The sequence below is a fragment of the Streptomyces blattellae genome (genome assembly GCF_009709555.1).
In the GTDB taxonomy this organism is placed as follows: Bacteria; Actinomycetota; Actinomycetes; order Streptomycetales; family Streptomycetaceae; genus Streptomyces; species Streptomyces blattellae.
In genome coordinates, this window is the sequence record NZ_WJBG01000106.1 from 81107 (window position 1) to 92706 (window position 11600).

General features: G+C 72.3%; 13 protein-coding genes and 3 pseudogenes. 7 read left to right on the forward strand and 9 right to left on the reverse strand.

Annotation, left to right across the window (positions count from 1 at the left end; all coding sequences use genetic code 11):
• Positions 1-2: 2 nt before the first annotated feature.
• The gene (locus GFH49_RS03070) at positions 3-1730 is read right to left on the reverse strand and encodes an ATP-binding protein (RefSeq protein WP_155054176.1); all 1728 of its coding nucleotides are present in this window, start codon (positions 1728-1730) and stop codon (positions 3-5) included.
• 254 nt (positions 1731-1984) lie between these two features.
• Here GFH49_RS03070 and GFH49_RS03075 point away from each other — a divergent pair, with 254 nt between their 5' ends.
• The 3 genes from GFH49_RS03075 (at position 1985) to GFH49_RS03085 (ending at position 3886) form a co-directional block, all read left to right on the forward strand.
• Positions 1985-2347 (forward strand): DUF1304 domain-containing protein, encoded by a 363-nt coding sequence (locus tag GFH49_RS03075; protein WP_155054177.1) that lies wholly within the window; start codon positions 1985-1987, stop codon positions 2345-2347.
• Positions 2344-2907 carry a TetR/AcrR family transcriptional regulator gene (locus tag GFH49_RS03080; protein WP_155054178.1) on the forward strand — a complete coding sequence of 188 codons (564 nt, stop codon included), beginning with the start codon at positions 2344-2346 and terminating at the stop codon, positions 2905-2907. The genes GFH49_RS03075 and GFH49_RS03080 overlap by 4 nt, the downstream gene beginning before the upstream one ends.
• Before the next feature lie 598 nt (positions 2908-3505).
• On the forward strand, positions 3506-3886 hold the full coding sequence (locus GFH49_RS03085) for an anti-sigma factor antagonist (protein ID WP_155054179.1): 381 nt from the start codon (positions 3506-3508) through the stop codon (positions 3884-3886).
• Positions 3887-3894: 8 nt separating this feature from the next.
• On the opposite strand, the gene GFH49_RS03090 is transcribed toward GFH49_RS03085, so the two are convergent.
• The gene (locus GFH49_RS03090; RefSeq protein ID WP_155054180.1) at positions 3895-4848 is read right to left on the reverse strand and encodes a ribose-phosphate diphosphokinase; all 954 of its coding nucleotides are present in this window, start codon (positions 4846-4848) and stop codon (positions 3895-3897) included.
• A 295-nt stretch (positions 4849-5143) separates the two neighbouring features.
• Between GFH49_RS03090 and GFH49_RS03095 the strand changes: the two genes are divergently transcribed.
• Positions 5144-5824, forward strand: coding sequence for a DUF4230 domain-containing protein (locus GFH49_RS03095; RefSeq protein WP_155054181.1), 681 nt, complete (start codon positions 5144-5146; stop codon positions 5822-5824).
• Here GFH49_RS03095 and GFH49_RS39245 read toward each other — a convergent pair whose 3' ends face one another.
• The 4 genes and pseudogenes from GFH49_RS39245 to GFH49_RS03110 all read right to left on the reverse strand — a co-directional run bounded on the left by GFH49_RS39245 (position 5825) and on the right by GFH49_RS03110 (position 6793).
• Positions 5825-6001 (reverse strand): hypothetical protein, encoded by a 177-nt coding sequence (locus GFH49_RS39245; RefSeq protein ID WP_408055879.1) that lies wholly within the window; start codon positions 5999-6001, stop codon positions 5825-5827.
• Positions 5997-6131 (reverse strand): annotated as a pseudogene (locus tag GFH49_RS39785) (sodium:proton antiporter); the annotation flags it as partial. The pseudogene GFH49_RS39785 and the gene GFH49_RS39245, both read right to left, overlap by 5 nt.
• A pseudogene (locus GFH49_RS03105) lies at positions 6128-6316 on the reverse strand (Na(+)/H(+) antiporter subunit B); the annotation flags it as partial. The pseudogenes GFH49_RS03105 and GFH49_RS39785, both read right to left, overlap by 4 nt.
• A 24-nt stretch (positions 6317-6340) precedes the next feature.
• Positions 6341-6793 carry an MrpF/PhaF family protein gene (locus tag GFH49_RS03110; protein WP_155054183.1) on the reverse strand — a complete coding sequence of 151 codons (453 nt, stop codon included), beginning with the start codon at positions 6791-6793 and terminating at the stop codon, positions 6341-6343.
• 413 nt (positions 6794-7206) lie between these two features.
• Between GFH49_RS03110 and GFH49_RS03120 the strand changes: the two genes are divergently transcribed.
• Entirely contained in the window at positions 7207-7869 is a 663-nt protein-coding gene (locus GFH49_RS03120) for a VanZ family protein (RefSeq protein WP_230396130.1), read from the forward strand.
• 253 nt (positions 7870-8122) lie between these two features.
• Here the strand turns inward: GFH49_RS03120 and GFH49_RS03125 are convergent, their stop codons facing one another.
• The gene (locus GFH49_RS03125; protein ID WP_155054185.1) at positions 8123-8359 is read right to left on the reverse strand and encodes a hypothetical protein; all 237 of its coding nucleotides are present in this window, start codon (positions 8357-8359) and stop codon (positions 8123-8125) included.
• 118 nt (positions 8360-8477) lie between these two features.
• On the opposite strand from GFH49_RS03125, the gene GFH49_RS03130 reads away from it, so the two are divergent.
• Together GFH49_RS03130 and GFH49_RS03135 are read left to right on the forward strand one after the other, a co-directional pair.
• Positions 8478-9512, forward strand: coding sequence for a PHP domain-containing protein (locus GFH49_RS03130; protein WP_155054186.1), 1035 nt, complete (start codon positions 8478-8480; stop codon positions 9510-9512).
• A gap of 286 nt (positions 9513-9798) precedes the next feature.
• Positions 9799-10761, forward strand: a complete 963-nt coding sequence (locus GFH49_RS03135; RefSeq protein WP_155054187.1) for an SDR family NAD(P)-dependent oxidoreductase — start codon at positions 9799-9801, stop codon at positions 10759-10761.
• Between the two features lie 232 nt (positions 10762-10993).
• Here GFH49_RS03135 and GFH49_RS03140 read toward each other — a convergent pair whose 3' ends face one another.
• Complete coding sequence (locus GFH49_RS03140) at positions 10994-11224, reverse strand: hypothetical protein (protein WP_155054188.1); 231 nt, start codon at positions 11222-11224, stop codon at positions 10994-10996.
• A 132-nt stretch (positions 11225-11356) separates the two neighbouring features.
• Positions 11357-11599: pseudogene (locus GFH49_RS39790) on the reverse strand (sugar kinase); the annotation flags it as partial.
• Position 11600 lies beyond the last annotated feature (1 nt).

The window sequence follows — 11600 nt, forward strand, 5'->3', positions numbered from 1 at the left end:
GACTAGTCGCTCTCTTCAGTGCGGGGCTCGGTGGACTCGCGGCCGTCGGCCGTGCCGACGGCCTCGCCGGGCTCTGCGGGCACACGTCCGGCGGTGGCGAAGGCGGCCAGACCGGCGAAGGACGCGTCCGGCGGGACGGCGGCGACGGCACGCTCCCCGGTCCGCTCGGCACGCTCGGCCGGCCGCTGCCGGGCCGGCTCGCCTCGCTTGCTCCGGCGCCGGGGCAGTCCGCCCGGCGTCGTGTCGACGTCCTCGCCGACGGGCTCGGCCACGGGTTCGGCGGGCTCCGGTTCACGGGCCGGCGCGGTCACGGCGGTTTGGGCCTCGGGGGCGGCCGGGGCCTGGGTCTGCGTGGTCGCGGGCAGCGGGCTGAAGTACTTGTGCGGGACCACGACGACCACCGAGGTGCCGAGCCAGGGCGAGTCCGCGAAGGTGACCCGGATGCCATAGCGGCGGGCGAGGGCACCGACGACGCGCAGGCCGATGTTGGCGTCCTCGGAGATGCCGCCGAGGCCCGGACCGGTCCCGGTGCCGGCGAGGGCCTGCTCGGCCTCGCGCTTCTTCTCCTCGCTCAGGCCCTTGCCGGAGTCCTGGATCTCGATGCCGACGCCGTTCGGGACCTCCTTGCCGGAGACGACCACGGACTCGGTGGGCGGCGAGTAGCGGGCCGCGTTGTCCAGGAGGTGCGCGAAGATCAGCGTCAGGTGGTCCACCAGGCCGCCGTCGACGCCGAGTTCGGGCAGATGGCGTACGTCGACCCGGTGGAAGTCCTTGATCCGGCCGATGCCGCCGCGCACCACGCTCAGCAGCCGCTGCGGCTCCTGCCACTGCCGGCCGGGCCGGTCCGAACCGCCGAGCACACCGATGCTGGCGGCGAGACAGTCGGCGGGGCCGATCTCCTGGTCGAGCTCCATCAGGCCGCGCGCCACGGCCGGCAACCTGCCGTGCTCGCCCTGCAGTTCGTGCAGCCGGCCGCGCAGCTTGCTGGTCAGGACGTGGATGCGGTTGCCGATGCTGATCACGGCATGCTCGGCCGACGTCGAGCGGTCGAACTCGCGCTCCACGCCGATCAGCGAGGTCCGCAGCAGCTTGCGCAGCTCGGCCTGGAGGTCGGCGCCGACCTTGGCGCACTGGTTGACGGTCGGCAGGATGTCGTCGATGGCATCGCCGGAGCGCAGCCGGTCCAGCGACTCGGGCAGTTGCTCGTCGGCGAGCCGGGCGACCGCGGCGAGCTGGTGCGCCAGTTGCTCCTGCCAGACCGCGGCCTGGTCGGCGAGCTGTGCCTCGTACGACGTGATCTGGTCGGCGATCCGGGCCTCGTACGCCTCCGCCTGCTCGGCCAGCCGCGCCTCGTAGCCCTCACGCTGCTCGCCGAGCCGGGCCTCGTAGGCGCCTGCCTGGTCGGCGAACTGCGCTTCCTGGGCGGCGCGTTCGGCGGAGTTCTTCCGCTCCAGGCCCGCGACGTGCTGCTGCCACTGCTGGGAGTGCTCGGCCTGCGAGGTGAGGAAGGAGCTCTCCGCGCGGCGCAGTTGCGCTCGGGTGCGGAGCAACAGGCGTACGCACACGGAACTCGCCGCCGTCGCCGCGATTCCGGCGACGGCCACGGTTATTCGCTCGGAGCTCATGAACGTGGCGGCTACCGTCCCGCCGCCCAGGGACAGCGGCATCAGCCACCAGCTGTGCCAGGCGACAGGGGCCCGCGCCGCCGGCGGCGGAGTGGCGAGTTCCATCTGCATCCTTCGAAGCAACACGACGAACAACGGGGGGGTGTGCAAGGCGCCGCACTCGTGAGTACGCATTGCGAGACGACGGATCGTGACCGCGTCAACTCGCAGTACTGAAGGGAGCTTATCGGGTCTGAACCCAAAAGGATCAACCTCACGGCTTCGCGGAAGTGAGGATTCCGCCACTCTCCGGCAGAAGAAGGATCCTGGACAGTCGTCCAGCTATGCTGGACAGACGTCCAGAAAATAGGGGTGGGGTTATGGAGACCGTCGCGAGCGTGCTGGTCGGGCTGGTGGCCGCGTTGCACGCGTACATCCTGGTCATGGAGATGTTCCTGTGGCAGAAGACGCCGGGCAGGTCGTTCCATGGCTTCGACCGCGAGATGGCGCGGAGGACCGCGCCGATGGCCGCCAACCAGGGGCTCTACAACGGGTTTCTCGCCGCCGGCCTGGTGTGGGGTCTGATCGCCGCGGATCCGACCGGGTTCAGGGCGCAGGTGTTCTTCCTGTCCTGCGTCGTGGTCGCGGGCGTGTTCGGCGCGGTCACCGCGAACATCCGCATCCTGGCCGCGCAGGCGCTGCCCGGCGCGCTCGCCCTGGCCGCCGTCCTCGTCGCACGGTGACGCGCGACGTGCCCGAGGACCCGCGGGCCGCCCGCACCCGGGCGCGGCTGCGCGAGGCCCTGCTCGCGGAGTGCGCCGAGCGGCCGTTGGCGGAGGTCGGGGTCGCCGCGCTGGTGCGCCGGGCCGGCGTCGGCCGGGCCACGTTCTACGTGCACTACGCCGACCTGGAGGCACTGGCCGTGGACGCCTGCGCGGACATCGTGCGGGACGCCGTCGATGCGCTGCACGCCTGGCGGGGCCGCCCCGATCCGGTGCGCGCGCCCGCCGCGCTGCTGGAGTTCTTCGCGGGCCTTCCTCCACACGCCGCCCTGTACCGCACCCTGTTGAGCCCCGGTGGCGGCGGCCCGCTCGGCCGCGTCCTGCACCGGGATCTACGGTCCCGCAGCCTGACCGAGCGCCGGCTCGCGGGCGCGTCGGACGCCCCGCTGGTCGCCTCCGCCGTCGCCGCGACCTTCGCCGGAGTGCTGGCCGACTGGCTGCACGGCCTCATCGAAGTCTCTCCCGACCAAGTCGCCCACCAGGTCTGGCAGTTACTGGTCGCCCTGCACGCCAGCCGGTGACCGAGGTTCAAGGGCGGGGCTCCGGAGAAGTGGCAGCACCGGTCGCGGCTCGACACCGCGCTCAGCGAGCCGCCCGGCACGTACGCCGGTACGCCCGGGGCAGCCGCCGATCGCGGGCATGCAGGTGACGGCACGGGTCGGCTCCGGTCGCGAAGGCGACGCGGCCGGCGATCCGGTCCCCCGCACAGGTCGCTCGCCTCCAGCAGATGCCGGGCCCGGGCGACGCGCTGCCGGATCGGCCGGCGGCCGGAGCAGGGGAAGCCGGTCAGCTGGTCCTGCTGGTCGGCCGCCGTGGCTCGGAACGTGAGCACGGGCTTGATCGCATTGCCCGCCCTCGCAGGGCGACTTCGGTGCCGAACGGCGGGGTGCCGACGACGACCAGGGGTGCCGGGGACGGCCAGCGCGTCCACAACCTGACGCAGCACGGCGACGCTGCCGGTCGTCTCGGCCCGGCACGGGCTGTCGTTGGGCTTGAGCGCTACATCGCAAATCGAAGACATATGTCAATCGAACTTGCGCAGATTCGCTCGATCGGGGGTAACTTGCTGGGCGGGAAAAGGAATTGCCGCCCAGGGAACCGGTTGGAGGCGATGCCGTCGTGCCGCAGGAACCCGCACCTTTCACCCGGTATCTGCGCATCCGCCAGGACCGCGGCTTCACGGTGCTTGAGTTCCGCGGCGAGATCGACATCGCGGCGTCCGTGGAGATCATCCCGCCCCTCGACCGCGTGACCACCGGACCCGGCCCCCGCATCGTGCTCGACCTCAGCGAGGTGGAGTTCTTCGACTGCTCCGGACTGCGTCTGCTGTACCGGGCCCGGAGCCGGGTGCTCGACCGCGAGGGACAGCTGCACCTGGTGTGCACGCATCCGCTGACGCTGCACATCCTCCGGGTGACCGGCCTGGCACGGCTGCTGCCCCCGGCCCCGACGCTGGAGGCGGCCCTGGGGCAGCCCGAGGCCACGTCCGGTCCCGTCTGACGGCGGCGCTATTCGCTGCGCGGCGCGTCGAACAGGGCGCTGACCGACTCACCGTTGTGAATGCGGCGCACGGCCTCGGCGAGGGCGGGGGCGATGGAGAGAACCCGCAGCTTGTCCGTGTGCTCCTCCGCCGGTACCGGCACGGTGTTGGTGCACACGATCTCCTCCACGTCGGGCTGTTCGCTGAGCCGCTTGAGCGCACCGGCCGCGAACAGGCCGTGCGTACAGGCGACCTTGATCGACCGCGGCCCCAGCTCCCGCAGCCGGCCGAGGAGTTCGAGCACGGTGCTGCCCTTGGCGATCTCGTCGTCCAGCACGATGACATCGCGCCCGGCGACCTCGCCGATGACGGAGCTGATGCTGACCCGGTCGTCCGCGTAGCGCTGCTTGGCGCCCGCCGCGACCTTGGCGCCGATCAGCCGGGCGAAGGCTGCCGCCTCCTTGGCGTTGCCGAGGTCCGGTGAGACGACGGTGGTGCGGGCCAGGTCGTACTGCCGGAAGTGCGCGGCCAGTTCGCGCAGCGCGTGCAGGTGGTCGACGGGCACCGAGAAGAAGCCGTGGACCTGCGGCGAGTGCAGCGTCATGGCGAGGACCCGGCTCGCGCCGGCGGCGACCATCAGGTCCGCGACGAGCCGTCCGCCCATGGAGATGCGGGGCTCGTCCTTCTTGTCGGAGCGGGCGTAGGCGTAGTGCGGCATGACGACGGTGATCCGGCGTGCGGACGCCCCGCGTGCCGCGTCGCACATCATCAGCAGCTCGACCAGGTGCTCCTGCACCGGCTTGACCAGCGGCTGGACGAGAAAGACGTCCCGCTCACGGCAGTTGGCCTGGAGCTGCACCTCCAGGCAGTCGTTGGCGAACCGGCTGACCCGGATCGGGTTGAGCGGCACGCCGAGATGCCGGCAGACCTCCGCCGCCAGTTCGGGGTGGGCGCTACCGCTGAACACGGCGATGTCTCGCACGATCCACTCCTCGCATGATCATTCCGGGCTGCCGCCCTCATGCTACTGACCGCGGAGATCCGGTTGCGGCCCGCGTCACGGGGCGCGTCAGCACGGCGGGGTCCGCGCTCACTCAGGTCGGGCTCGCCCGCATGCGCCGCGCGGGGTGCGTCAGGTGGACCGGGAACTCCGAGCTCGCCCGTAAGTACCGCGTGCGCCGGTGCGCGCCTCCGTCAACTGGCGTGGTTGCCCAACTACCCGGTCTGACACGTGTTTTGAGGGGCATCCGGTCAGAGAGGAAGGGAGGAGCGTCGCCATGACGACTTCCATCAAGCGCTTACCCAGGCGCCTGCCCGGCTGGGCGAAGCTGGTGTCCGCCGTCGTACTCGTGCTCGCCGTGATGTTCGCCGGGATCCGGCTGAGTCTGCTCCCGGGCCTGGACGATGTCTTCGGTACGGAGACCCAGGACCGCTCCGGTCCCGCACTGCTGGAGTCCATTCAGGACATCAGCCGTTACGACGCCGCCTCCGGCAACTTCCAGGTCGTCGTGGACCTGGAGAAGGACGCCAAGTACCTTCCCGACGCGATCCGCGGCACCCGCACCCTGTACGTCGGCGCGGGCACCGTGGACGCCTACGTCGACCTCGGCCGGGTCGGCGAACAGGACGTGACGGTCAACGAGGACCGTACGTCCGCCACGCTCCGGCTGCCGCGCGCGGCACTGGGCGAACCGGCCCTCGACACCGAACGCTCCTACGCCGTCTCCAAGCAGCGCGGTCTGCTCGACCGTCTCGGCGATCTCTTCTCCGACAACCCCAACAGCGAACAGGCCGTGCAGACGCTCGCGTCCCGGCACATCGGCGATGCCGCCAAGAGCAGCGGGCTGACCAAGCGCGCCGAGTCCAACACCGTCGAGATGCTCGAAGGCCTGCTGTACTCCCTCGGCTTCGAGGAGGTGAACGTCTCGTACGTGTCGGAGCCGAAGAACGGCACCTGATCAGGCGAGGACTCCCGGCAGGGCGGGTGCGCCGAGCAACGCGGCGCCCACCAGCAGCCATGCCACGTAGTCGCCCACGTGCCCGGACTGCAGCCGCCGCAGCGGCAGCGCCCACTCCGGTGCGGCGAGCAGTCCGGGCCGGGTGACGGCGACGCCCGCGAGCCCTGCCGCGAGCACGCACGGCGCGGTCGCCGTAGGGGTGCCGGTCGCCGCCGAAGCCGGGCAGGTCCAGGCAGGCGGCGACCAGCAGGACGGCGAGGCCCGCGCCGGCCGCGAGGACGAGCCACAGCCGGATGCGCGGGCTCATCGGTCGCGTCCCTTGGGCCGTTTGACCTTGCGGACGGTGAGCAGCAGCGACAGCGGTGTCAGCGCGGATCCGACGGCGAGCTGCGACAGAGCCACGTCGGGTGGCTGCAACACGGTGAACAGGACCGCGAGGACGACACCGAGGACGGCCAGTACGAGGGCCTGGCGCACCGGGTCGCGGACGGCAGCAGGGCGACGGCGATGACTGCGTCAGCCACGGCCGGCTCCGCGGAATCCGCCGGACGGCGCCCGCGAGGCGACGGCGTTCCCGCCGATCAGCAGCGCGCCGGTGACCAGGAGTTCGACCATGGCCCGGCTCGGTCCCACGGCCGCGCACAGCACCAGCACGACCACTGCGCCGAGGCTCGCGGCCGCCCACGTCGGGCCCCCGGCGCGTGGTGGATCAGCGGTCAGATCGCCGGTGAGCGGCCGGGCGAAGACCAGCGTGCCGACGGGGCCGAGCAGGGCGAGGACCAGGGCGACATCGACGTAGGACGGGCGGTCGTAGGCCCGGGAGAGCAGCAGCAGGGCCGGGCAGGCCGGCGCGGTCGCCAGGTTCTGCGCCACGACCGCGCGGCGCAGCGGTCCGGTGGCTACGCCCCAGAGGGTGGCCCCGACGCCGCCTGCGAGGACCACGGCCGCCGCCGCCCTCCAGCCGTTCACCGTCCGGCCACCGCCCTGCGCGCGGCCCGTGCGGCGAGGGCGGCCACACCCGCGGCGCCCGCGCCGACCGCGAGTTCCAGGGCGTCCACGGTGCTGACGAGGACCAGCCACAGCACGGTGAGCGCCGCTCACCACGCCAGGATCTCGGCGGTGGCGAGAAGCGTCGTACGCCGGTTCATGCGCCACACCTCCGAGCTTCGACCGCCGACCGGCGCGGCGATTCATCCGTTTACGCCGTTTTCGCGCCACCCAAACACCGTGTCCGTCGTGCGGCGTGACGGCGCGCGGGTCTCCGCCCGGAGTGCCCCCGCAGCACGCGGGGAAACCGGGGGCCGGGATCGCGCGACGGCATCTTCGGCCGGTTTGCGGGTAACCGCCCTACTACGAAGGGAAGTTGATGACTGGAGGACCGCATGGCCCGTACAGCCTCACGATCCCGTGCCGGGTTACGGCTCCACACCGTCACGTCCGCGTCCGTGGGGATACCCAGGGGGAGGCGGGTACCCAGGTCGAAGCGAGCGCCGAAGTCCGAGGAGCCGTCCACGTCCGGGCCGGCGCCCCAGGCCGCCGACGCGGCGAAGCCCGAGCAGGCCCCGAAGTCCGCCCGTCGGGGACGCGATCGCCTTCGGATGCTCGCGCGGCTGCTGGCGATGGCGTGCGCGTTCGTGCTCATGGTGGCGTTCGCGGTCGTGCTCGCCCGGCTGACCTTGCAGCCCTCCCCCGCGTCGGAGGCGCTGACGCACACCAACCTGCGGCCGGGGCGCTCCCTCAGGGCCTATCTCGACCAGCCGGAGCTGCGCGACGCCGCGCGGCAGATCGGCGGCAACCTGCTGCTCGGCGTGCCGTTCGGCATCCTGGCCCCGGTCGTCGTCCCGCGCACCCGGGGGCCGCTGCGCGTCCTGCTGCTGACCGCGACCGTGATGCTGCTGGTGGAGCTGGTGCAGGGCGCGATGGTCACCGGCCGCGCCTTCGACATCGACGACGTCATCCTCAACACCGCGGGCGCGCTGATCGGTTACCTCGTCCTGGGGCGGCGGCTGAGCGGTGCGGTGCACGCCCGGGAGCGTCGCTCCTAGGGCGTGTTTCGAAAGTCCCGTCCTCCGCCACGCGACGGCGATGGGGGCCCCTCCCGCCCGAGCCGTGCGAAGCGCGGTTCGAGGGTGGGGGAGCGTGCGATCGCAAGGCGCCGGAGCGCCCTGACAGCGGAGCTGTTCGGGCGTTTCGGCAACGCCGCCGGGGGTCTCCTCTGGGGAAGTGCGTGCCAGGCGTCGCGGGGCAGGCGGGACTTTCGAAACACGCCCTGGCCGCGGGAGCAGGGTCAGCCTCCGGCTAGTGCATTTTCCAGGTGAACTTGTCGCCGCCCACCCAGCGGACCACGTCCGGATCGTCCAGGTCGTGGACGGTGATGCCCCAGGCGGCGGCTGCCTGGAGCACGTCGGTGAGGTTCTTCGCCTCACCGACCACCTCTCCGTCGATCTCCACGATGCGGAACGGGGGCGTGCCCGGCTGCACCCCGAGCACCATGATCCGCGGGTGGGAGATGTAGGGGCTCGCTGCTTCGGTCATGCAATAGAGCGTAGAGCGGATCCGGCCATCGCGAACCATATGAGCCACCCTGAAAACGGGGCGAAACGACCGGTCGCGCTCCCTCCGGCCCTCGGGAACCCTGGAGGAGGAGGTGGCGATGGATCCCGTCGAGGCCCTGGAACGGATCGCCTTCCTGCTGGAGCGGTCCCTTGCGCCGACGTACCGCGTACGCGCCTTCCGCACCGCGGCCCAGGTGCTGTCCGAGCTCCCCGAGGACGAGGTGCGGGCGCGGGCGGACGGCGGATCGCTGGAGCGGCTCAAGGGCGTCGGCCCGAAGACGGCGCAGGTGGTGCGGGAGGCGCTGGCCGGCGGCGTGCCCGGGTACCTGCAGAAGCTTCAGGACGAGGCCGGGGCTCCGCAGGGCGAGGGCGGTGCACGGCTGCGGGCGCTGCTGCGCGGCGACTGCCATCTGCACTCCGACTGGTCGGACGGCGGCAGCTCGATCAGGGAGATGGGCCGGACCGCGGCACGGCTCGGCCATGAATGGGCGGTCCTGACCGATCACTCGCCCCGGCTGACCGTGGCCCGCGGGCTGTCCGCCGACCGACTGCGCGCACAGCTGGACGTGGTGGCGGAGCTGAACGAGCAGTGGGCGCCGTTCCGGCTGCTCACCGGCATCGAGTGCGACATCCTGGAGGACGGCTCGCTGGACCAGGAGCCGGAGCTGCTGGACCGGCTGGACGTCGTGGTGGTGTCGGTGCACTCCAAGCTCCGGATGGACGCCCGCGCGATGACGCGCCGCATGCTGGCCGCCGTACGCAATCCGCTGTCGGACGTCCTCGGGCACTGCACCGGACGGCTGATCATCGGGCGGGGTGACAGCGACCCGCGGCCGGAGTCGGCGTTCGACGCGGACGAGGTGTTCGCCGCGTGCGCCGAGACGGGCACCGCCCTGGAGATCAACAGCCGTCCGGAACGGCTCGACCCGCCGCGCCGCCTGCTGCGCCGGGCCGTGGCGGCGGGCGTGCTGTTCTCGATCGACACCGACGCGCACGCACCCGGCCAGCTGGACTGGCAGATCCTCGGCTGCGCCCGGGCGGAGGAGTGCGGGGTGCCCGCGGAGCGGGTGGTCACCACCTGGCCGGCGGACGACCTGCTGGCCTGGGCCGGGGAGCGCCGGCTGCCCGGGTGACCCAGATCACCGCGGGCACCGGAACACCCCAAGGTGGTTCCTCGTTGAACAAGCCGTGGGTGTGGATGGGACAGTGTCCCCGGGCCTCACCTCTTGCCCACAGGGACGATCGTTCGGCTGAAGCCCTGTGGAGCCGTTCGCCGAGAGGCGACCGCCGTTCGCGCCCACCCTTCGGCTGCCCCGACCGCGATCCCCCCGTCCGGTCGGGGCTTTCCTTTTGCCCGCGTTCGTTCCGCATTGCGCTCGCCTTGACTTGAAGAGCGCTCCAATTCGTAGCGTTACGGGCATGACCACCGCACAGCACAAGATCGGCTCGGGCTTCGGAGCCACGAGCACCGCCGACGACGTCCTGGAGGGCATCGACCTGACCGGGCGGCTCGCGATCGTCACGGGCGGCTACTCGGGGCTGGGCCTGGAGACGACCCGCGCGCTCAGCAGGGCCGGCGCCCGGGTCGTCGTACCCGCCCGGCGTCCGGACACCGCGCGGGAGGCGCTCGCGGGTGTCGACGGCGTCGAGGTGGACGAGATGGACCTCGGTGACCTGGAGAGCGTGCGCGGCTTCGCCGAACGGTTCCTCGCCTCCGGCCGCACGATCGGCTTCCTCATCGGCAGCGCCGGGATCATGGCCTGCCCCGAGACACGGGTCGGCCCCGGCTGGGAGGCGCAGTTCGCCACCAACCACCTCGGTCACTTCGCCCTGCTGGGCCGCGTGTGGCCGGCCGTCGAGCCGGGCGGCGCCCGCGTCGTCTCGGTCTCCTCGCGCGGGCACCATCACTCCGGGATCCGCTGGAACGACCCGCACTGGCACGGCGGCTACGACAAGTGGCAGGCATACGGGCAGGCCAAGACGGCGAACGTCCTCTTCGCGGTACACCTCGACCGGCTCGGCCGGGAGCACGGCGTACGGGCCTTCTCGCTGCACCCGGGCGGCATCCTCACCCCGCTCCAGCGCCATCTGCCGAAGCAGGAGATGGTCGAGCGCGGCTGGATCGACGAGGACGGCAACCCGCTGAACCCCGAGGGCTTCAAGACCCCGGAGCAGGGCGCCGCCACCCAGGTGTGGGCGGCGACCTCGCCCCAGCTGGCCGGAATGGGCGGCGTCTACCTGGAGGACTGCGACATCGCCGAGCCCGCTCCGGCCGACGGCGAGTTCGCGGGCGTCAAGGACTGGGCACGGGACCCCGAGGAGGCCGCGCGGCTGTGGGAGCTGTCGGTGAAGCTGACCGGCGTGAACCCGCTCGCCGCCTAGGGCGTGTTTCGAAAGTCCCGCCTGCCCCGCGACGCCTGGCACGCACTCCCCCAGAGGGGGGACCCCCAGCGGCGTTGCCGAAACGCCCGAACAGCTCCGCTGTCAGGGCGCTCCGGCACCTTGCGATCGCACGCTCCCCCGCCCTAGGACCCCTCAGTCGTCGAGGTCGGCCGGGGCGGCGTCCTCTCCTGCGGTGCGTGTACCACACACAGGCCCTCATGACGCCCGCCGGTCACCCGGAGGGCTCGTCCGGAACGGGCTGTTCGGGGTGGACGCCCGCCGACTGCGGGGCGCCCTGGCGGCCGGTGCCCGCCTCGTCGGTGTCGGGCACCTCGGCCTCCTCGGTGTCCTCGGTGTCGTCGGTCGCGTCCGCGGGCGGCACCTCCCACGGGTCGTCGCCCGTGTCGGCCTGCTGGTCCGGCAGATCCCGCGGCACGGGACCTTCGCCTCGGTCGTCGGCCATGGCGTCCTCCCTTCACGTGGTGCGAGCGCCCCCGGGTACCTCCGCCGGTCACCGGCGAAACCTCGGCGCGGCGCCCGCCGCGGGCGAAGAGGCCGGTGAGCGGCGGGATCGCGGCGCCGACAGTGACGGCGTCGGGGCCGAGCCCGCCCAGATCGATGGTGACCCGCCCTGCCGGATGGCGCAGCGCGTACGACACTCCAGCAGGCCGTCGGCGATCAGGGCGGCGACGACGTCGCTGACGGGGCCGGAGCTGAGTCCGCTCGCCGGGCCGAGTTCGAAGCGGCTGAGGGGTCCGTCGAAGGAGAGCCCTTGCAGTACGGCCGTGCGGTCGGCTCGCCTGAGGTCGCGTACCGTGCGCCCGTTCCGCCCCGCGATG

Excerpts from the sequence above, each read along its gene's own strand:
- GFH49_RS03070 (WP_155054176.1), bottom strand. The coding sequence starts at position 1,730 with ATGGAACTCGCCACTCCGCCGCCGGCGGCGCGGGCCCCTGTCGCCTGG.
- GFH49_RS03075 (WP_155054177.1), top strand. The coding sequence starts at position 1,985 with ATGGAGACCGTCGCGAGCGTGCTGGTCGGGCTGGTGGCCGCGTTGCAC.
- GFH49_RS03095 (WP_155054181.1), top strand. The coding sequence starts at position 5,144 with ATGACGACTTCCATCAAGCGCTTACCCAGGCGCCTGCCCGGCTGGGCG.
- GFH49_RS03120 (WP_230396130.1), top strand. The coding sequence starts at position 7,207 with ATGGCCCGTACAGCCTCACGATCCCGTGCCGGGTTACGGCTCCACACC.
- GFH49_RS03125 (WP_155054185.1), bottom strand. The coding sequence starts at position 8,359 with ATGACCGAAGCAGCGAGCCCCTACATCTCCCACCCGCGGATCATGGTG.
- GFH49_RS03130 (WP_155054186.1), top strand. The coding sequence starts at position 8,478 with ATGGATCCCGTCGAGGCCCTGGAACGGATCGCCTTCCTGCTGGAGCGG.
- GFH49_RS03135 (WP_155054187.1), top strand. The coding sequence starts at position 9,799 with ATGACCACCGCACAGCACAAGATCGGCTCGGGCTTCGGAGCCACGAGC.
- GFH49_RS03140 (WP_155054188.1), bottom strand. The coding sequence starts at position 11,224 with ATGGCCGACGACCGAGGCGAAGGTCCCGTGCCGCGGGATCTGCCGGAC.